The organism is Sphingomonas sp. PP-CE-1A-559 (assembly GCF_004340965.1).
In the GTDB taxonomy this organism is placed as follows: domain Bacteria; phylum Pseudomonadota; class Alphaproteobacteria; order Sphingomonadales; family Sphingomonadaceae; genus Sphingomonas.
This window is the reverse complement of the sequence record NZ_SLYA01000004.1, coordinates 1-19,786: the sequence shown is the minus strand read 5'-3', so window position 1 is coordinate 19,786 and position 19,786 is coordinate 1. Positions and strand designations below refer to the sequence as shown.

The 19,786-nt window shown below is 64.9% G+C and carries 14 protein-coding genes; 9 read left to right on the top strand and 5 right to left on the bottom strand.

The genetic code is table 11. The features are described from left to right. Window positions 1-11 precede the first annotated feature (11 nt). From C8J42_RS13650 to kduD, 3 genes are all read left to right on the top strand, one after another. Entirely contained in the window at window positions 12-2,738 is a 2,727-nt protein-coding gene (locus C8J42_RS13650; protein ID WP_133020513.1) for a Tat pathway signal sequence domain protein, read from the top strand. 110 nt (window positions 2,739-2,848) lie between these two features. Then, window positions 2,849-3,691: a 5-dehydro-4-deoxy-D-glucuronate isomerase gene (gene kduI, locus C8J42_RS13645; protein WP_133020512.1), complete on the top strand. Its 843-nt coding sequence runs from the start codon at window positions 2,849-2,851 to the stop codon at window positions 3,689-3,691. 118 nt (window positions 3,692-3,809) lie between these two features. Next, a complete protein-coding gene (gene kduD / locus C8J42_RS13640) occupies window positions 3,810-4,565 on the top strand; it encodes a 2-dehydro-3-deoxy-D-gluconate 5-dehydrogenase KduD (protein ID WP_133020511.1) in 756 nt (251 codons plus the stop codon). Between the two features lie 463 nt (window positions 4,566-5,028). Here kduD and katG read toward each other — a convergent pair whose 3' ends face one another. Further along, window positions 5,029-7,215 (bottom strand): catalase/peroxidase HPI, encoded by a 2,187-nt coding sequence (katG, locus tag C8J42_RS13635; RefSeq protein WP_243644469.1) that lies wholly within the window; start codon window positions 7,213-7,215, stop codon window positions 5,029-5,031. Between the two features lie 306 nt (window positions 7,216-7,521). On the opposite strand from katG, the gene C8J42_RS13630 reads away from it, so the two are divergent. Beyond that, window positions 7,522-9,087, top strand: coding sequence for an amino acid permease (locus C8J42_RS13630; RefSeq protein ID WP_133020509.1), 1,566 nt, complete (start codon window positions 7,522-7,524; stop codon window positions 9,085-9,087). 675 nt (window positions 9,088-9,762) lie between these two features. Then, the gene (locus tag C8J42_RS13625; protein WP_133020508.1) at window positions 9,763-10,542 is read left to right on the top strand and encodes a hypothetical protein; all 780 of its coding nucleotides are present in this window, start codon (window positions 9,763-9,765) and stop codon (window positions 10,540-10,542) included. On the opposite strand, the gene C8J42_RS13620 is transcribed toward C8J42_RS13625, so the two are convergent. Next, window positions 10,539-11,912 (bottom strand): sulfite reductase subunit alpha, encoded by a 1,374-nt coding sequence (locus C8J42_RS13620; protein ID WP_133020507.1) that lies wholly within the window; start codon window positions 11,910-11,912, stop codon window positions 10,539-10,541. The two genes, C8J42_RS13625 and C8J42_RS13620, sit on opposite strands and share 4 nt — an antisense overlap. A 120-nt stretch (window positions 11,913-12,032) precedes the next feature. On the opposite strand from C8J42_RS13620, the gene C8J42_RS13615 reads away from it, so the two are divergent. Beyond that, window positions 12,033-12,359, top strand: coding sequence for a DUF1272 domain-containing protein (locus tag C8J42_RS13615; protein WP_347812411.1), 327 nt, complete (start codon window positions 12,033-12,035; stop codon window positions 12,357-12,359). 158 nt (window positions 12,360-12,517) lie between these two features. Here the strand turns inward: C8J42_RS13615 and C8J42_RS13610 are convergent, their stop codons facing one another. Together C8J42_RS13610 and C8J42_RS13605 are read right to left on the bottom strand one after the other, a co-directional pair. Beyond that, a complete protein-coding gene (locus tag C8J42_RS13610; RefSeq protein ID WP_133020505.1) occupies window positions 12,518-12,988 on the bottom strand; it encodes a group 1 truncated hemoglobin in 471 nt (156 codons plus the stop codon). 12 nt (window positions 12,989-13,000) lie between these two features. After that, complete coding sequence (locus tag C8J42_RS13605) at window positions 13,001-13,888, bottom strand: DUF3034 family protein (protein ID WP_133020504.1); 888 nt, start codon at window positions 13,886-13,888, stop codon at window positions 13,001-13,003. A 148-nt stretch (window positions 13,889-14,036) separates the two neighbouring features. Here C8J42_RS13605 and C8J42_RS13600 point away from each other — a divergent pair, with 148 nt between their 5' ends. Both C8J42_RS13600 and C8J42_RS13595 read left to right on the top strand, forming a co-directional pair. Next, complete coding sequence (locus tag C8J42_RS13600) at window positions 14,037-14,636, top strand: methylamine utilization protein (protein ID WP_243644412.1); 600 nt, start codon at window positions 14,037-14,039, stop codon at window positions 14,634-14,636. Next, a complete protein-coding gene (locus C8J42_RS13595) occupies window positions 14,636-16,975 on the top strand; it encodes an EAL domain-containing protein (RefSeq protein WP_133020503.1) in 2,340 nt (779 codons plus the stop codon). Before C8J42_RS13600 ends, C8J42_RS13595 begins: the two co-directional genes overlap by 1 nt. 259 nt (window positions 16,976-17,234) lie before the next feature. Here C8J42_RS13595 and C8J42_RS13585 read toward each other — a convergent pair whose 3' ends face one another. After that, entirely contained in the window at window positions 17,235-18,101 is an 867-nt protein-coding gene (locus C8J42_RS13585) for an NmrA family NAD(P)-binding protein (RefSeq protein ID WP_133020502.1), read from the bottom strand. A gap of 106 nt (window positions 18,102-18,207) precedes the next feature. On the opposite strand from C8J42_RS13585, the gene C8J42_RS13580 reads away from it, so the two are divergent. Beyond that, window positions 18,208-19,092 carry a LysR family transcriptional regulator gene (locus tag C8J42_RS13580; protein ID WP_120300973.1) on the top strand — a complete coding sequence of 295 codons (885 nt, stop codon included), beginning with the start codon at window positions 18,208-18,210 and terminating at the stop codon, window positions 19,090-19,092. Window positions 19,093-19,786 lie beyond the last annotated feature (694 nt).

The following is a 19,786-nucleotide window of genomic DNA, read 5'->3' as shown; positions in this document are numbered from 1 at the left end:
TGGAGAAGATCATGACCCCAATGAACCCTACGCGGCGCGATACGCTGAAGGTCGCACTGCTTGGCGGCGCGACCGCGCTGCTGCCGGTTCGGCTCGACGCGGCTACCGCGCCTGCGTTCCAGTCTGCCGCGATACGCTGGATCGACGGGGCAACGCCGACGATGCACATGGGGCAGACGTTCGGCGTCGCGTGGCCGCGCGGCGTGCTGAAGCGCAACACCGCGCTCGCGGTTCGCACTGCCGATGGCGCTGACATACCCGCGCAGACCTGGAGCACCGCGACCTGGCCCGACGGCTCGATCAAGTGGACCGCCCACGCGATACCCGCCGATGTCGCGCCCGCTGGCCTGATCGTCACGCGCGGTCGGGCGACGGCACCAGCGCGCGCGGTGAAGGTTACCGAGTCGACCGATGCCGTGGTCATCGACGTCGGCGACTTGCGCTGGGAGATCGGTCGCACCGGGCCCGCATTGGTCCGCTCAGCCAGCCAGTCCGGGAAGCCCGTGCTCGGCGCCGTTTCTCTCGTCGGTTCGGTCAAGTCCGACCCGCTCCACGGCGAACCCGTGTCGTTCGCCGGCGAGATCGAAAAGGTCACCATCGAGCAACGCGGACCCGTCCGTGCGGTCGTCAAGATCGAGGGGCGGCACGCGATGGCCGATCGTCGCTGGCTCCCCTTTACGGTGCGGCTCTATGCCTATGCCGGATCGGCGGCGTTGCGGATCGTCCACAGCTTCGTGTTCGACGGCAATCCCGGTCGGGATTTCCTCGCGAGCCTCGGCGTACAGGCGTCCGTCCCGATGAGTGGCGCACTCCACGATCGCCATGTCCGCATCGCCACCGACGGCCAGATGTTCGCCGAGGGCGTGCGGCCGCTCACCGGTCTGCGTCGCGACCCCGGCCGAGCGTTTCGCGAGGCGCAGGTCGCCGGCCGCGCGACCCCGCCGCTGGCAACTATGGCGCCAGCGGTGCGCGACACGCTGGAACGAATCCCCGCCTGGGGCGACTTCCGTCTCGAACAGCCCAACGCCAATGGGTGGCAACTGACCAAGCGGACCGCGCCGGGGCAGGGGTGGATCGACGCCGACGAGGGTGCGCGCGCTCCAGGGCTTGCCTATGTCGGCGGTTCCGACGGCGGCGTCGCGCTCGGCCAGCGCTATTTCTGGCAGCGTCATCCGACCGCGCTCCACATCGACGCTGCTGATGGCGATGCGGCGCGACTGACCGCCTGGCTGTGGTCGCCCGAGGCACCGGCGATGGACCTGCGTCCCTATCACGGCGCGATGGGGATGGAGGGATTTGAGGCACAGAATGAGGGACTGTCCGTCACCTATGAGGATTACGAACCCGGTTGGGACGACGCATCCGGCATCGCGCGCACCAGTGAACTGACGCTCTGGGCGTTGCCCGCGACGCCCGACACCGCGACGCTCGCCAACATGGCGAAGGCACAGGCTACGCCGCCGCAACTGATGGCGACCCCTGAGCGCCTCCACGCCGCGCGCGTCTTCGGCGACTGGGGCCTGCCCGATCGCTCGACGCCGAACCGCACCGCGATCGAGAACCAGCTCGACAACCTCGTCGATTTCTACGCGGGCGAGGTCGATCGCCGGGCCTGGTACGGGTTCTGGAACCACGGCGACATCATGCACACCTACGACAGCGACCGGCATCGCTGGCGGTATGATATTGGTGGATTCGCGTGGGACAACAGCGAACTCTCGCCCGACCTCTGGCTCTGGTATTCGGTCCTGCGCACCGGCAACGCGCAGGCGTTCCGCTTTGCCGAGGCGATGACGCGCCACACGGGCGAAGTCGACGTCTATCATGGCGGGCGTTTCGCCGGCATGGGCACGCGCCACGGCGTCCAGCACTGGAGTGACAGCTCGAAACAGCCACGCGTCAGCAACGCCAGCTATCGCCGCATCTTCTATTACCTGACCGCGGACGAGCGCGTCGGCGACCTGATGCGCGACCTGCTCACCTCCGACCAGACGCTCCAGCAGGTCGAGATCGGGCGGAAGGTGCCGGGCGCGAAGAAGCCGGTGCTGCCGACGGGTACGATCGAGATGACGTTCGGGACGACCTGGTGCCCGCTCGCTGCAGCGTGGCTGACCGAATGGGAGCGGACCGGCGACACGCGGTGGCGCGACCGGATCGTCGCGGGGCTCGACAGCATAGGGCGCCTGCCGCACGGCTGGATGACCGGCAGCGCGCCGTTCGATCTCGCCTCGGGACGGTTCGTCGACCAGAATCGCGGTATCCGGCTCTCGCATCTGAACGCGGTGTTCGGCGCTGTCGAGGTAAGTTCCGAACTGATCCGCCTGCTCGATGTGCCGCGCTATCGTACCGCCTGGCTTGATTACTGCCGATGGTACAATGCGCCTCAAGCCGAATATCTAGCGAAGTTCGGTGCACCGTTCGGCCCGCGCAACTTACGCGAGGCGCATTCCCGGCTGACTGCGTATGTCGCGCACGAAACGCAGGATATGACGCTCGCGGCACGGGCGGCGGGAGAGTTCCTGTCCGGCGATGCGGGGCTTGGCACATGGCCCGCCGATCCGCGGCATACCGAGGGGCACGTCACCGAATGGCCCGGTGTCTCGACCAATGCGTCCGCGCAATGGGGTCTTGCCGCGATCCAGTGTCTGGCGTTGATCCCCGAGGCGCTCGACCGCGCGACCATCCAATCGCCGGCGGCGTTGGGTAAACGCCGCCTTGGCGACGTTGGCCGCGACTGATTGATAAATCCCGTATTGTGGTCACTTGCGTCAAAATATGCGGAGCGGTATCGGTTCTATCAACTGAGGTGTCGCTTCCGGCATCCATCTCTCGGCCATCGGAGTCCCGCATGTACGACCGCACCTATTACGCCACGCATCCCGACATGATGGAGTGCGTCTCCAACGACGAACTGCGCGACCGGTACCTGATCCAGGACCTGTTCCGCGACGGTGAGTGCGTGCTCAACTACACCCATGCCGAGCGTTTCGTTATCGGCGGCGTCTCCGTCGCGAGCGGTAGCGTCAAGCTGCCGGACCAGGCCGAGCCGGCATCTGCGGCAGGGCACCCGTTCCTCGAACGCCGCGAACTCGCGGTCGTCAACGTCGGCAAGGTCAGCGGCACCGTCACGGTCGACGGCGAGACGTTCACGCTCGGCAACAAGGATTGCCTGTACGTGACGATGGGCGCGAAGGACGTGCAGTTTTCCGGCGACGGCGCACGTTTCTATCTGGCGTCGTGCCCCGCGCACAAGGCGTTCACGACGCGGGTGATCTCGGTCGGCGATGCAACGACGCTTGAGCGCGGCAGCCTCGAGGAGTCGAACGAGCGGACGATCTACCAGATGGTCATCCCGGGCATCTGTGACAGCGCGCAGCTGGTCATGGGGCTGACCGTCCTGAAGCCCGGCTCGGTCTGGAACACGATGCCGCCGCATATCCATGAGCGTCGCAGCGAGATCTATTTCTACTTCGAGCTCGACGATCTCGAGAAGGACCGCGTGTTCCATTACATGGGCGAAGGCGAGGCGACCCGCCACATCGTCATGGCGAACGAGGAAGCGGTGATCAGCCCGCCCTGGTCGATCCACATGGGTTCGGGGACGAAGGCGTACGCGTTCATCTGGGCCATGGCGGGCGAGAACCAGGATTATACCGATATGAACGTCCTGGATATCTGCCAGCTGGCGTAACTTCTGCTCCCCTCCCGTTGACGGGAGGGGTCGGGGGAGGGCGTGTCCACGAGCGTTGGCCCTCATTTCCCCTCCCCTAGCCCCTCCCGCAGGCGGGAGGGGAATGAGAGAGATAGCGATGACAAACCCCTTCGACCTGACCGGCAAGGTCGCCATCGTCACCGGCGCCAACACCGGCATCGGCCAGGCGATCGCTGTTGCGCTCGCGACCGCCGGCGCGGACGTGGCCTGTGTCGGCCGCACGCCTGCCGAGGATACCGTCGCGCAGATCCGCGCGCTCGGACGGAAAGCGGAGATCGTGTCGGCCGACCTGTCGACGATCGAACCGGTCCAGCGCGTCGTCGACGAGACGGTGGCCAAGCTCGGCGGTCTCGACATCCTGATCAACAACGCCGGCATCATCCGCCGCGCTGATGCGGTCGACTTCACCGAAGCCGACTGGGATGCGGTGATCGACACCAACCTCAAGTCGGTGTTCTTCCTGTGCCAGGCGGCCGGTCGCCACATGATCGCGAACGGTGGCGGCAAGATCGTCAACATCGCCTCGATGCTGACGTTTCAAGGCGGCATTCGCGTGCCGAGCTATACTGCATCGAAGTCGGGGATCGGCGGCCTCACCAAGCTCCTCGCGAACGAATGGGCGGCCAAGGGCATCAACGTCAACGCGATCGCACCGGGATACATCGCGACGAACAACACCGCTGCACTCCAGGCGGACGAGACCCGCAACCGTTCGATCCTCGACCGCATACCGGCAGGCAAATGGGGTGACGCGAGCGATCTCGGCGGTGCGGCGGTGTTCCTGTCGTCGGCGGCAGCCAACTACGTGCAAGGCCACATCCTTGCCGTCGATGGCGGCTGGCTCGCACGGTGATCTTCAACTCATCGTCGAGAATTGCGAGACGTTAGGGTTCCGTCTCCTCCCGAGCCTTTGCCGAGAGTTATAAGATTTAGCGCGAAATGCTCATACGGACTGCGCCGTGAGCTAAGGCATCCGCGTAACTTTGGTTGGGTCGATGAGCTTTACCAGGAACCTGTCAAAATCGGCTTCTCTGGCTGGCGCTGTCACGATCACGCGATCCGTCTGTCTACCGCCGAAACGGGTGACTTTGGGCGTTCCTGAAGTGGCGTGACGAATGCGATCATCTTCGCGAAGATCTGATAACCGGCGCTTTCGCAGACCGCCTCGCATACGTGTGTAGCGCAATGGCCCCAGACGACGAGCGAGGGCGGGTACCGTGTAATTGCCTATGAACTACATAGGCCAGTCATAGCTAAGCCGTGGTGTTCCGGAACATTGTCCGACCCACCACGGCTTATATTCATGTCACCGAAGTTCAGGTCGCCTGGTTTGACGAAACAGGCTTGGCCGTGACGTCGAAACGATCGGCGTTCATGACCTTGACCCACGCCTTGACGAAGTCGCGCACGAACTTCTTCTCGTGGCCGTTCTCGGCATAGACTTCGGCCGTCGCGCGCAGCTGCGAGTTCGAGCCGAAGATCAGGTCGGTACGGGTCGCCTGCCACTTCTTCTCGCGACCACCACGATCGTAGCCGATGAACTTCTCGTCGCTCGACGTGTCGACCAGATCCCAGAAGGTGTCGTTGTCGAGCAGGTTGACGAAGAAGTCGTTGGTCAGCTGGCCCTTACGCTCGGTCAGCACGCCCTCTGGCGCATCGCCGAAGTTCGCGCCGAGTACGCGGAGGCCACCGACCAGCACCGTCATCTCCGGCGCAGACAGGCCGAGCAGCGAGGCCTTGTCGAGCAGCAGCTCTTCGGTCTTCACCGGGTGACGCGTCTTCAGGTAGTTCCGGAAGCCATCGGCCTGCGGCTCCATCCACACGAAGCTCTCGACATCGGTCCACTCCTGCGTCGCATCGCCGCGTCCACCGAGGAACGGCACCGACACGTCGTGGCCGGCATCGCGCGCTGCCTTCTCGACCGCAGCCGATCCGGCCAGCACGATCGCATCGGCCAGCGACATGTCGCCGCGCAGCTCGTTGAGCTTGGCCAGGACCTTGCTCAGCTGCTCGGGCTCGTTGACCGGCCAGTCCTTCTGCGGGGCGAGCGCGATGCGCGCACCGTTCGCACCACCGCGGTGGTCCGACCGGCGATAGCTCGATGCCGACGCCCAGGCGGTCTTGACCAGCTCGCCGATCGTCAGCCCGCTCGATAGCACGGCGTCCTTGAACGCAGCGGCGTCGGCGTCCGACGGTGCGGTGCCCTCGGGAACCGGATCCTGCCAGATCAGCGTCTCTTCCGGCACCTCAGGTCCGAGGTAACGAACCCGCGGACCCATGTCGCGGTGCGTCAGCTTGAACCACGCGCGCGCGAACGCGTCGTCGAGTGCCGACTGATCGTCCCGGAAGCGCAGCGCGATCTCGCGGAACTCGGGGTCCATCTTCAGCGCCATGTCGGCGGTGGTCATCATCGTCGGCACGCGCTTGTTGGGGTCGCGTGCGTCGGGTGCCATGTCCTCCGGTGCTGGATTGACCGGCTGCCACTGCTTCGCGCCGGCCGGGCTCTCGGTCAGCTCATAGTCGTACTTGAACAGCAGGCGCAGGTAATCGCCGGTCCACTTGGTCGGGTTGTTCGACCACGCACCCTCGATGCCCGAGGTCGTGATGTGGCCCTGGCCAATCTCCTCGCTGTCGGTCAGCCAGCCAAGACCCTGCATGTGCACGGATTCCGAAGACGGTGCCTTGAAATGCGGGGCGGGCTTGGCGCCATGCGACTTGCCGAAAGCGTGGCCGCCAGCGGTCAGCGCGACGGTTTCCTCGGAGTTCATCGCCATCCGCAAGAAGGTCGCCTTCATGTCGCGCGCGGACAGGAGCGGGTTCGGATCACCGCCCGGACCTTCCGGATTGACGTAGATGAGACCCATCTGGATCGCGGCGAGCGGGCCTTCGAGCTCGGGCATGTCCTCGCTGATGCGCGTCTGCGCACCCTCGTTGACCCACAGCTCTTCGGCGCCCCAGAACGTGTCGCCCTCGGAGGCGAAGACGTCCTTGCGGCCGCCGGCGAAGCCGAAGATCGGTCCGCCCATGCTCTCGATCGCGACGTTGCCGGCGAGGATGAACAGATCGGCCCAGCTGATGTTCTTGCCGTACTTCTGCTTCAGCGGCCACAACAGGCGACGCGCCTTGTCGAGGTTGCCGTTGTCCGGCCACGAGTTGAGCGGCTCAAAGCGCTGCTGGCCCGACGACGATCCGCCGCGACCATCGGTCACTCGGTAGGTGCCGGCGGCGTGCCATGCCATGCGGATCATGAACGGGCCGTAGTGACCGTAATCGGCAGGCCACCAGGACTTGCTGTCGGTCATCAGCGCGGTCAGGTCCGCCTTGAGCGCGGCATAATCGAGCTGCTGGAACGACTCGGCATAGTCGAACTCTTCGCCCATCGGGTCGGGGGAGACGCCGTGCTGGTGCAGCATGTCGATCGGCAGCGCATCCGGCCACCAATCCTTGTTCGTGCGACCGAGCAGCGAGCGGGCCTTGACCTCGCCGCCACCGTTGGGGCCCATCGGGCAACCGCTGCTCTTGGGCTGTTCGTAATCGGCCATGTCGGCGTCCTCTCTCAATCAGTGTTACCTGCGTGATCGGAAGATGCAGGAAATGACCGACATTTGTCCAATCGATTATTCGGAAACGATTGATGACAGCAGTCGATCACCAAAGCTGGTCGAGTGTCGCGTAACGGAGCGTAGGGCAGCCGAGTGAACGCCGCGGGCTACAAGATGCTAACCCCCTAGAAAGTAGGAAGATTGCGTTGTCCCGGTTGGTCGCTGCGCTTAGACGCGTTGGCTGACTTATCTGACCCCGGGGGAAATATGGCAACCAAGGCCGCGAGGGGCATCGTCGAGCGCGTGTTCGCGCGCAAATCCATTGCGCAGGTGCAACGCGAAACCGCGGCGAGCGAGCTGAAGCGTACGCTGGGCAAATGGAACCTGCTGATGCTGGGCATCGGCTGCATCATCGGCGCGGGTATCTTCGTGCGCACCGGCTCGGCGGCCGCGCTGCACGCTGGGCCGGCAGTGCTGCTGTCGTTTGTCGTGGCGGGCATCGTCTGCGCGTTTGCCGGGCTGTGCTATGCCGAGCTGTCGTCGACGTTGCCGGTGTCGGGATCGGCCTACACCTATGGCTACACGACGCTGGGCGAGTTCGTCGCGTGGATGATGGGCGCGCTGCTGATGCTCGAATACGGGCTGGCGGCGTCGGTGGTGGCAGTAGGCTGGTCGGGCTATATGGTAAGCCTGCTGGGCGATTTCGGCATGCACATTCCGCCGCAGTTCACCGGTCCGGCCGGGTACCCGCTGATGCGGGGCGGTGTGCCCGTGCTGGTCGACGGACAACCGGTGACGACGATCTTCAACCTGCCGGCGTTCCTGATCTGCCTGGCACTTGCCGCGCTGTTGGTGCGGGGCGTTGCGGAATCGGCCAAGGTCAACACGATCATCGTCGCGATCAAGGTCGGCGTGCTGGTCGCCTTCATCGCGGTCGGCGGCGCGATCGTGCTGTCGCACTTCAACGAGCTGGTCGCGCGCAACTGGACGCCGTTCATTCCCGCCAGCCAAGGCGACGGCAAGTTCGGCGTCGACGGCGTGATGCGCGCCGCCTCGATCGTGTTCTTCGCCTATGTCGGCTTCGAGGCGATCTCGACGGCGGGGCAGGAGGCGAAGGATCCCAAGAAGGACATGCCGTTCGGGATCATCGGAGCGCTGGTCGTCTGTACGCTGATCTACATGCTCGTCGCCGCGATCATGACCCTGCTGGTGCCCTATACCGCGCTCAACGTGTCCGATCCGGTTGCCGTGGTGGTCGACAGTTTCGGCCCGACATGGAGCTGGCTCGCCAAGCTCATCAAGATCGGCGCGATCATCGGCCTGACGTCGGTGGTGCTGGTGCTGATGTACGGCCAGACCCGGATCTTCTACACGATGGCGCGCGACGGCCTGTTGCCGCGGGTGTTCGCGACCGTGCACCCGACGTTCAAGACGCCGTATGTCAACACGGTGCTGGTCGGCGTCATCACCGCGGTGGCGGCGGGGTTCTTCGACATCAACGTGCTGGGCGACATGACCTCGGTCGGGACGTTGTCGGCGTTCTCGATCGTCTGCCTGTCGGTCATCTATCTGCGCCGCGCCGCGCCCGATTTGCCGCGTGGCTTCACCGTACCGCTGTATCCGGTTGTGCCCCTGCTGGGCATCGCGTCGTGCGTCTACCTGATCACGACGGTGCCGATGAAGGTCCTGATGTTCTTCCTTTGGTATCTGGCGGGCGGGGTGGTGCTGTATTTCGCCTATGGCATCCGCCACTCGAACCTGCAGCGTGGAGAGCCGCAGGACGATGCGCCCGACATGGGCGAGTATGTCGCCCCGGTCGGGGAACAGCCCTGAGCTTCCCGGAGGGCTGTCTCTAAAGGTTTGGCGTTGGACCTGGATGGACGAGCGGGGCAACGCCGTCAGTTGCGGATGTGTGCGGGAGCAGAGATTCACTAAAGCCCATCATGCATGCACGCGATAGCGGGTGGGTCATTTGCAGCATGGGGGTGATCTTCCACCGCCGCCTACGGCTGCTCGGCGTTCGCAGGCCATCCGCTTTCGCCGGCCCGATGGGTTCGGGTTTGACGAGTTCGCTCTCGTCTATCCCGATCACACCTTGCTCGTCGCGATCGGGCTCGACCCGGCCGGCGAGTTCGTTGACCTCATCGGTCCTGATCCTGGTAAATAAGGTTCACGCTGAGCCTTCACCGAAGCCGGATCGTTGTTCGACCCGGACCGTGACGATGCCAATCCGGGCTTGCGCGTCGGCAGGCAACGTTGGCTTGAGCACATCGCCTTTATGGCGACTGCCTCGGTCTTCGCCGACGCGACAAGCGATGCCGCCGGCCGGTTTTCGGACGATAGCGGTGCGCGAACATCGGGATCGGGCGTATCAGGGGCATGCCCCCGGTTAGCGGCGCCGATTGAGAGCAGCTTGCGGCGCTACGCCATTTCCTAATGTTCGCAGGCGCATCTTCGCGCCGTGCCCACAAAAGTCTAGACGTCGCGGTATTCGTTGGAGATCGCGCGATGCCGCTGTCAGACCCCGCCCGTGCCGCCATCATCAAGGTGCCGGCGGTCACGCTCGGGTTCTGGATCATCAAGATCCTCGCGACCACGCTGGGTGAGACCGCCGGCGATACCGTCAGCATGTCGATGAACCTCGGCTATCTGGTCGGCAGCGCGATCTTCCTCGGTGCGCTGGTCATCCTGATCGCCTTGCAGATCGCTGCGACGCGTTACCGGCCTTTCCTCTATTGGACGACGATCATCGCCTCGACCACCGCGGGCACGACGATGGCGGACTTCGCCACCCGCTCGCTAGGGATCGGCTATGCCGGTGGGTCGGCGCTGCTACTGACGCTCGTCCTGATGGCGCTGTTCGCCTGGTATCGCACGCTCGGCTCGATCGCGGTCGAGACGGTGCACGAACCGCGTGCGGAACTGTTCTACTGGATCACGATCACCGTCTCGCAGACGCTCGGCACTGCGCTAGGCGACTGGTTCGCCGATACCGGCGGGCTCGGCTACATAGGCGCGGCAGCCATCTTCGCAGCCGGCCTTGCCCTGCTCGTGTTGCTGTACGCGAAGACAAGCGTCAGCCGGGTCACCCTGTTTTGGACGGCCTTCATCCTGACCCGCCCGCTAGGTGCCGCGGTGGGAGATTTCCTCGACAAGCCGGTCGATCATGGTGGGTTGGCCTTCAGTCGTCCGCTGGCATCGGTCGTCCTCGGGGTCGCCATCGTGCTTCTGGTCGCCCTTGCCAGGAACAGGGACCGTTCGGCTGCCGTGACTCTGGGACCTGCCTAATAGATATCGCGACAATATCGGCCCTGTTCGGCTATCTCCTCAAGTCGCGCATCGCCCAGGATGGCGCGCAACGCCGCATCGACGGCGCTCGCCATGCCGGCAAGGCTGCCGCACACATAGATGGCGGCGCCACGTTCCGCCCATTCGAGCATCTCGTCGGCAGCATCGGCGGCGAGATGCTGGACGTAGCGGTCACACTCCGCGTCGCGCGAGAACGCACGGTCGATCCGAGACAGTGATCCGTCGGTGGACAGCGTTTCCAGTTCCGCGGCGAAAGGTCGGTCGTGAGCACCCGACCGCTCGCCGTACAGCAGCCATGCCGGAGCACCGCCGACGGCTGCACGATCACGAAGATGTGCCATCAGCCCGGCAAGCCCTGTCCCGTTTCCGATCAGGACGATCGGTATCGTCGGTTCGACCGGACCGAACCCTGGGTTGTCGCGGATACGCAGAAGGATGGCGCCACCGATCGGCGCGACCTTCGTCAACCAGCCGGAACCGATTCCGAGCCCCCCATCCGGACCTGGACACGCACGGACCAGCAGTTCGACCGCGCCGGAGGCTGCGATCGAGGCGATCGAGTAGTCGCGGTGCGCGAGGGCCTGCAGCGGGGCGGGACAGTCGCCGCCGTCGTCAGGCAGTATCTTGTCCAGCAGCGTCTCACGTAACGCGGAATCGTCGTAACGACCGACGCGGGCCAGCCAGCGATCGACGCGTGCAGGGTCGTGGCGCGGCAGAACCTCGGCGATCGCGCCGGGTGTCCAAATGGTCGGCGCGTGGGGCGCCAGCATGATCCGGTAGACCGCGCCGCCTGGGCTGCCCGGATTGACGTGCTCGCGCGATACGAGTGTCCACGGCGTATAGTCCGCGCGTTGCCAGTCGGGCTGGATCGCCGCGCCGGCGATCGCGGACAGCTGTTGCTGCCAATGTCGTTCGGCATCGATGTCGGCGCCATCGAGATCGACGCGGTCGAACAGCCGTCGACCACCGCTGGCATGAAGCCACGCGTCGACACGGTGTCCGAATGCGCAGAAATCGCGATATTCGCGGTCGCCCAGCGCCAGCACCGCATAGTCGAGCGTACCGAGATCGATCGGGGTCGCCATCGTCGTCACCTCGAATTTGCGGGCACGATCGGGGGCGTCGCCTTCGCCGTAGGTCGCGACCACGAACAGCGCGCGGCGGGCAGCGCGCAGGCTGTCCTGGTCAAGCGTCGCCAGCGAACGGACGGTCGCGCCGGGAAAGGCGGCGGCGCTCAACCGGGCAATGCGTTCGGCATTGCCGGTCTGCGAGGCGTGGACGACCAGCATGTTCTTGCCGAGCGTACCGGTCGACGGAGCGGACCAATTGGCGACAGGACGGAGACCCACTGGCGGACGCTCGCGGGGAGCGGGGGCGTACACCAGACAAAATGCCGAAGCGGATCGGCGACAGCCGTAACTCCATTCACCTTGCCGAGCCCCCCAAACCGGCGCGCGCCGCGACGCAGGATGCCGGAGGAAGTCATGGCGCTTGAGCTACGGCCGAACTGTGAGTTCTGCGATCGCGATCTGCCGCCCGAGGCGACGAACGCGCGCATTTGCACTTGTGGATGTACGTTCTGTACGACGTGCGTCGAGACAGAGTTGCTCAACGTCTGCCCAAATTGCGGAGGAGGGTTTACGCCGCGTCCTATCCGCCCTGCGACAGAATGGCGGCCGGGACTATCCGTGGCGAAGAGGCCACCGTCGACGCACCATCGACACCTGAGGTTCGAGCCAACTGACATCCGTGATTTGTCAGCCCGAGCGCGAGACATACCGCCTGAGCAGCGATGAATCGCCGGCATTCTGGCGCCAAGCTCACCAACCCGGCTCGTCCCAAAAACTCAATCATTCACAACAGTTTGATTTTTGCGGACCCTCGAGACCCTCTTCATCAACGTGCATCTGAAGTTGGGAGGCGGGGACAGGAAGCTGAACGTCCGTGAGTGTTTCTACCGGGTGACCACGTCCGGCTTCATAACCGCGAGCTTGCCGAGGAAGGCGTTTTGAGCTGGAAACGGCACACCCTCGCGACGCATGGCGGCCTGGAGGTTTTCGACCAGCGCGTTCATGTCCTTGGCCTGGATGCCGAGGTTCTTGTGCGCGGTCGCCATGTCGCGACCGCTGTAACGGCAACCGCCGTTCAGCAGGGCGCAGAACTGCTCCTTCAGCGTGCGGCGCAGGCGGATCATGTCCTGCCCCTTGAAGATGTCGCCGATCCGCGCATCGGCCTGGCTCGTCGTCACCAGATCGTCGACGATCCGGTCGATGCCGGCCACCCCGTGAAACGCTTCGAGCATGGCAACGCCTTTGAACGGGCGGCCTCCGGCATTGGCATCGCTCATTGCATAGGGCGCGACCGGGTCCTCGCCGGGCGGCGTGGGCGCGGTCTGGAGGAGGGCGAGCAGGGCTAGCACGAGCATCGGAAACGTCTCCTAGAAGGCGGTCTGGAGTGACAGGAAGCCGCCGCGTTGGCGCTCGGCCGTCGCGATCGATCCGAGATCGACATAGGCCGCGGTCGCAGTCAGGTTTTTGCTGATCGCATACGCGGCATAGGCGGTCTTCCAGTCGTTCTCCTTGGCGAACCCGAGATTGTCCGGTTTCGACCGGTATTCGCCGCCAACGACCAACTGGCGCGAGATCTGATAGCCCAGCGTGCCCTCGACCTGGACGGTGCGATTTGCGCCACGATCGCCTCCGAACCCGAGCAGGCCATTCTGGTTGGCCTTGGTGTAGCGGATCGTGGTGCCGAACAGGATGCTCTGTCGCAGCAGCAGCTTCGTGGCAGCCACGTAGATGTCGGTACCACTGGCGTGGCGTCCACCGACCGCAGCGACGACCTGCGGATCGAGATTGTGCTTGTACTGCGCGCCGATCGCGATTTGCGGCAGGTAGGGGCTGCCATAGACGGCATCGCCGACGACGTGCAGCTTGGCACCGAATACGTCCTGGTTGAGCGTATAGCCTTGGCCGATACCCAGCTTTGCACCGACGTCGCGTGTGTCGAGATTCTGTCGGGCGTAGCTCAGTTCCAGCCGGTCGTGGACGCCGATCGCTGCGCCGTGGCTTTCCCACCGATAGCCCGGCAGCAGGATGACCGAGACATGCGCGGACCCGCCGATCCCGTCGACGGTTTCGTTACCGGCGATCAGCGCCCATGTGGAGATGCCGCCGCCCGAACTTCCCTCGATCGTGGTGACGCCGTTGGTCAGCATGAGTTTACCGCCGGCACGACCCTCGCGCGCTGCGGCGGGGGATGCTGTCACGACGGTGATCGCCACTGCGAGCTTGGCGATGCATCCGGCGACGGTCGATGGCGACATGCGAATCATCCGGTATCCCATGGAGACTATTGGTTAATTGTTGGTCTCCCACGCCGGGTTATCGATGCGGAGCCCGAGCGAAAAAGACATGACCGGACGTCAGTGGCGTTTACGGCTTCGCAATCTTCGGACCGTTAGAGGCCAAGCTATGTACGCATCCGTCCTCCGCCTGACCTCGATGATCGTCGTGCTCGCACTGCCGATGGCGGCGCATGCCGCCACGGTGGCGATCGACGTCCGTGGCTTCGACGGCAAGCCGCTGCCGGGCGCGGTGGTCACGATCGAGACGCCCAAGGCGCCGGCGGTGACGGTGCGTGGGCCGTATATGATCGAACAGCGCGACATCGCGTTTCAGCCGCATGTGCTGATCGTCCCCGTCGGCGCGACGGTCGGCTTCCCCAATCGCGACCGGGTGCGTCACCACGTCTATTCGTTTTCGAAGACCAAGAAGTTCGATCTGAAACTCTACGGGCAGGAGGATGCGCGAACCGTCCTGTTCGACCGTCCGGGCGTGGTCCCGCTCGGCTGCAACATCCATGACTCGATGAGCGGATTCGTGTTCGTGACTGCCACCCCGTTTGCCGCGCTGACCGACCAGGCGGGGCATGTCAGCATCACCGGCGTTCCCGCGGGGACAGGCACGGTCCGTGTCTGGCACCCATCTATTCGCGCGCCCGGCAGCACTGCCTCCCAGCCGATCGACGTCGCCGCCACCGGCTTTGCCACGACTTTCGTGCTGCACCGGTGATGAGTCTGCGCTGGCCGCGGTTCCGCCATCTTCGGACCAAGCTGTCAGTGCTGTACGCAAGCCTGTTCGCGGTGACGCTGGTGCTGCTTGCCGTCGTCGCGCAGGTGATGATCTGGACGCACGCGCGCGATTCCGTGCGTCAGGAACTCGTTACCAGCGGCAGCGTCTACGACCGGCTCTGGTCGCTCAGGTCTCAGTCGCTGATCGCCTCGGCCGACCTGTTGTCGCGAGATTTCGGATTCCGCGCGGCGGTCGCGAGTGGCGACCGGCCGACGATTGCGTCCGCGCTCGCCAATATCAGCAACCGGGCAGAGGTTACCGCCGCGTTCGTGGTCGATCAGGAGGGCCAGGTCACCGGTCCCTCAGGTGCCCTGGCTGAGACGGTCGCGCGGTTCCCCTTCGCGGTTCCGGACGGTCGGCGTGACGCGGTCGTGGTGGTGGCGGGGCAGGTGTACCGACTCATCATGTCCCCCGTGATGGCACCTATGCAGGTTGGCTGGGTGGTCTTCGCGGTGCGGCTCGACGGCATGGAGATGCAGGGGCTCGAACGGCTTTCTGCGATCCCGCTGATCGCGACGATCATGCGCAGCGACGGCGCAGGGCGCTGGCACGCGGCAGACAGGTCGGTCGGATCGAACGCGGCGGTCGACGATCTGGTCGAGGCATCGCGGTCATCTCGGACACTCGCCACCCTCAATCTGTCGACCGGCCGCGCGTTCGCGATCGCCAAGCCGCTCGCCGGCCTGACAAATCGACCGCAGGCGGCGATCCTGATCCGCTATCCGCTCAACGCCGCACTGACTCCGTATCTGCCATTGCAGGCGGGCATCGCGCTGGCCGGGCTGGCCGGGCTGATCCTCGTCGTGCTGGGCAGCCGGCGCCTGGCGATGGGAATCGCCGGACCGATCGCGGCGCTGGACGCCGCGGCGCGAGCGTTGGAGGAGGGGAGTCGCGCGCATATCGTCGTGAAGGGGCGCGACGAGATCAGCAGGCTGGCCGCCAGCTTCGACCGGATGTCGGCCGGCATCCTCGAACGCGAGAACCGGATTACGCATCTCGCATTCCACGATGTCCTCACCGGCCTGCCGAACCGGACGTATTTCCGCCAATCGCTCGATCAGGCGATCCTCCAGGTCGGGCGCACCGGCGGGGCGATCGCGGTGCTGTGTCTTGATCTCGATCGCTTCAAGGGCGTGAACGACACGCTCGGCCATCCGGTCGGCGATGCGTTGCTGAAAGCGATCGCCACGATGTTGAGCGAGGTCGCACCCGACGGGCTGGTCTCGCGGCTCGGCGGCGACGAATACGCGGTGATCCTCTCGGGCCAGTTCGATGCCGATCGCCCGCGCGTCCTTGCACAGAGCATCCTCGACATGATGCGCCAGCCGGTCGTGGCCGATGGCCACCATATCGCGACCGCGGTCAGCATCGGCATTGCGATCGGCCCGGTCGATGGCGAGGACGCCGACGAACTGCTCAAGAATGCCGACCTCGCGCTATATCTCGCCAAGGAAGACGGTCGCGGCGTGTTCCGGTTTTTCGAACCCTCGCTTGACGCCGCCGCACGCTGGCGTCGGCAGGTCGAGCTCGACCTTCGCGAGGCGATCCAGGCAGGCCAGTTCGTGCTCAACTACCAGCCGGTATTCGACCTGAAGGCGGACCGGATCGGCGGGTTCGAAGCGCTGGTGCGCTGGCATCATCCGGAGCGCGGCATCGTTCCTCCGGCCGAATTCATCCCGATCGCCGAGGATACCGGGCTGATCATCGCGATCGGCGAGTGGGTGATGCAGGAGGCCTGTCGACAGGCGATGCACTGGCCAGAGCATATCCGCGTCGCGGTCAACGTGTCGCCGCTGCAGTTCCGCAACAGCGGGTTGCAGGCGATCATTCTCCAGGCGCTCGCACATAGCGGCCTGGCACCCGACAGGCTCGAGATCGAGATCACGGAATCGGTCTTCCTCGACGGCGAGGGCCCGGTGATCGCATTGCTGCATACGCTGCGCGCGATGGGCATCCGCGTCGCGCTCGACGATTTCGGCACCGGCTACTCGTCGCTCAGCTACCTGCGCAGCTTTCCGTTCGACAAGATCAAGATCGACCGCTCGTTCATCACCAGCATCGCCACCGATCCGAGCGCCGCGGCGATCGTCCGCGCGATCGTCGACTTGGCGACCGCGCTGGACATGGAAACGACCGCCGAGGGCGTCGAGGATACCGGGCAGCTCGACCTGCTGCGCGGTGAGGGCTGCGGTTACATTCAGGGCTATCTATTCAGTCGTCCGGTTGAGAGTGGCCGTATCGCGGGGCTGCTTGAGAACAGAATCAGCCGGGCAGCATAGCGGATGGAAGAGCGCGCATCGCGCTCGTTGCCGGCTGTTCCCCGGGCTTTGGCTTGGAAACTGCATCAGCACCTACCGCGCGAGCAAGGCGGCGGTAAATGCGCCCACCGAGAGCCTCGCCGTTCGTGCTGCGGCCCATTCGCCGACGACCCAGTTCGGCGCCAATGCGATGCCCCTCCCGCGCGGTCTCGGTTGCCTGATACGCGAACCCAGCGGTCGACGGGTGCGAACCTGCCGACCGCTGGGCCCTGCCTGAGCATCATTCGGCAGCGATCCGGACGGCCGTCTCGCGGTAGCCGTGGAGAGGGCGGCCAAGCAGCGTTACGAGACGCTCGCGGTCGCCATCTTCCGGGATCATGCCGTCGCTGACGTAGCGCTCGGCCATGAGACGCATCTCATAAGCCATCCATTCCGGCATGAACGTCGCCATGGTCTGTTCGAAGCCACTGGGATCGTCGCCACCATAGGTGACGGTGCGGCCGAGAACGTCGGACCAGATCGCCGCGACGTCGACCCCGGTCAGCGTCTCGGGGCCGACCAGGTTGATCGTCTCGATCGGTAACGTGTGCGGTGCGCGCTCACGACGGATCAACTCGATCGCCGCGACCTCGGCGATGTCGCGCGCATCGACCATCGCCACGCCCCTGCCGCCGAGCGGTATTGGGTAGACGCCGTGCTGTAGGATCACGTCCTTCACCATCACCTCGTTGTCGATGAAGTAGGTCGGGCGCAGGATGGTGGCGCCGAAGCCCATCGCGGCCAGCATCCGCTCGGCCCCCGATTTCACCGCAAAGTGCGGGACATTGACGGCGCGGTCGGCGTCGAACACCGACAGATAGACGACACGATCGACGCCGGCTTCGCGCGCGACGTTGAGTGTGAGGATAGCCTGGGTGAATTCGTCGCCCGTTACCGCATTGAGCAGGAACACCGTGCTGACGCCGGAGAAGGCGGCGCGCAGCGCGCCGATGTCGAGCAGGTCGCCTTGCATCACCTCGACGCCGACCGGGAACGCCGCCTTGGCGGGATCGCGCGTGAGCACGCGCACCTGCGCATCGCGCTGTATGAGTTGGTCGACGACATGGCGGCCGACGCGGCCGGTGGCTCCGATCACGAGAATGGTCATGGTGTTCGCTCCTTCGTTTTGTCTTGCTGACGATGCAAAGATGCGTGATCCACGTTCGTGCAAATAGATGCGTAATCTGGACGCATGGTCTCACTGGTGGAACGTTATGGACCTGCTCGCGCTTGCCGACTTCATACTCGTCGCCCGTCATGGCGGGTTTGGAAAAGCCGCTCGTGCCGCGCGCCGGCCCAAGGCGACGCTGTCCCGACGCGTGGGGGAGTTGGAGGCAGCGCTCGACCTGCGGCTGTTCGAACGCGGACGACGTGATCTCAAGCTGACCGAGGAAGGGCGCGCGCTGTTCGAACGCGCCGGCGCGCTGCTGACCGAATTGGAGGAAACGGCTGCGGCCATTGCCTCGGGCAGCGAACGGGTACGCGGCCGCCTGCGGATCAGCGCACCGCTGCTGTTCTCGCAGACGGCGATGGGCCGGTTGGCTGCAGAGTTCTCCCGCCGCCACACCGAAATACGGCTGGAAGTGACCACTGAAGATCGTGCGGTGGACATGATCGAGGAAGGCTACGATCTGGTGATCCGCGTCGATCCCGCGGCAGATGATGCGCTGGTCGGCCGCCCGTTTCTCCACGACCGACTGGTGGTGGTGGCCGCGCCTGACATGCCGCACAGTGCAGGCGCCGTGCCCGCCGTGGTGCGCGGTGGCGATGCCGCGCAAAACTGGCGGCTTGCAGATCCGGCTGGGACGTCGACGATTGCGGTCGATCCGGTGCTGCGCCTGTCGTCGTTGATCATGATCCGCGACGCAGTGCGCGCTGGGGCAGGGGCCGCCCGGCTACCGCTGTCGCTGGTCAGTCGCGATATCGGCAGCGGGCGGCTGGCGCATTGGGGCGACATAGCGGACTCGGACATCGCCCTTTGGGCACTTTACCCGTCGCGCAGACTGCTCAATGCAAGGGTGTCCGCCTTTCTCGACTTTCTGCGGCAATCTTTCCCGCACGCCGCGCCCGAGGAACTCGCCGCCTATCTCGATGGGTGAGGCGGGAGGATAATTCGCCAACCACGCGATCAGCCGAAAGGTTTTATAGTGTTTCGAGGGTCACTTCGACGCGGATGATCCCCGCGCGGTACCCGCCGCGCCGGTGATCGGCTCGGGCACGTTGATGGCGGCGGCGCCGGGCAGGGCAGGGCAGGGCATCCTTGCGCACCATAACGCCAGCGGCAGTATCCATGCCTATGTGATCTGCCCGAGGAATGGCTGGCAGCAGACCAGCCAGTTGCGACCGCCCGGATAGCGACTTCGTTCAACGGCTGGTTCGCTCAACGGCTGGGTGTCATCGATGCGTGCCCTGATTACCTGCGGCGAAAAGGTCCCGGTGGTTCGCCTCATCTACGCGTTGCCGCCCTCGCTAGGCGTGCTAGTCGAACCGTAGGCGCCAAGGGTCTATGAGCTGCTTCATGTCCGCGAGCCCGACACCGGACCGCTACCCTCCCGCGTCGTCGTTATTCCATATTTGAAAAATTCGCTGTTGACGTTCTGAGTTCGCTCTCTTAGATAGGTCGAACCGCAGCGGAGTGCCTCACCGGCCTCTGCGGCGGTCGCAAGAAAACCAGATGCTCCAAATCTTCCGCAAGGGAGGTTATGCGAGTGTCGGTATTTTTGTCGGCTCTTTGACATTGTAGGTTAAGATGAAGGGACATGTGGGCGGCGGCTTGCGGTTTCCGGGCTCCTC

Bases quoted from the DNA above. Each gene is read 5' to 3' on its own strand.
- C8J42_RS13585 (WP_133020502.1), bottom strand. From the start codon at position 18,101: ATGACCATTCTCGTGATCGGAGCCACCGGCCGCGTCGGCCGCCATGTC.
- C8J42_RS13605 (WP_133020504.1), bottom strand. From the start codon at position 13,888: ATGTCGCCATCGACCGTCGCCGGATGCATCGCCAAGCTCGCAGTGGCG.
- kduD (WP_133020511.1), top strand. From the start codon at position 3,810: ATGACAAACCCCTTCGACCTGACCGGCAAGGTCGCCATCGTCACCGGC.
- kduI (WP_133020512.1), top strand. From the start codon at position 2,849: ATGTACGACCGCACCTATTACGCCACGCATCCCGACATGATGGAGTGC.
- C8J42_RS13630 (WP_133020509.1), top strand. From the start codon at position 7,522: ATGGCAACCAAGGCCGCGAGGGGCATCGTCGAGCGCGTGTTCGCGCGC.
- C8J42_RS13615 (WP_347812411.1), top strand. From the start codon at position 12,033: ATGCCGGAGGAAGTCATGGCGCTTGAGCTACGGCCGAACTGTGAGTTC.
- C8J42_RS13650 (WP_133020513.1), top strand. From the start codon at position 12: ATGACCCCAATGAACCCTACGCGGCGCGATACGCTGAAGGTCGCACTG.
- C8J42_RS13610 (WP_133020505.1), bottom strand. From the start codon at position 12,988: ATGCTCGTGCTAGCCCTGCTCGCCCTCCTCCAGACCGCGCCCACGCCG.
- C8J42_RS13600 (WP_243644412.1), top strand. From the start codon at position 14,037: ATGTACGCATCCGTCCTCCGCCTGACCTCGATGATCGTCGTGCTCGCA.
- C8J42_RS13595 (WP_133020503.1), top strand. From the start codon at position 14,636: ATGAGTCTGCGCTGGCCGCGGTTCCGCCATCTTCGGACCAAGCTGTCA.
- C8J42_RS13625 (WP_133020508.1), top strand. From the start codon at position 9,763: ATGCCGCTGTCAGACCCCGCCCGTGCCGCCATCATCAAGGTGCCGGCG.
- C8J42_RS13580 (WP_120300973.1), top strand. From the start codon at position 18,208: ATGGACCTGCTCGCGCTTGCCGACTTCATACTCGTCGCCCGTCATGGC.
- katG (WP_243644469.1), bottom strand. From the start codon at position 7,215: ATGGGCCCCAACGGTGGCGGCGAGGTCAAGGCCCGCTCGCTGCTCGGT.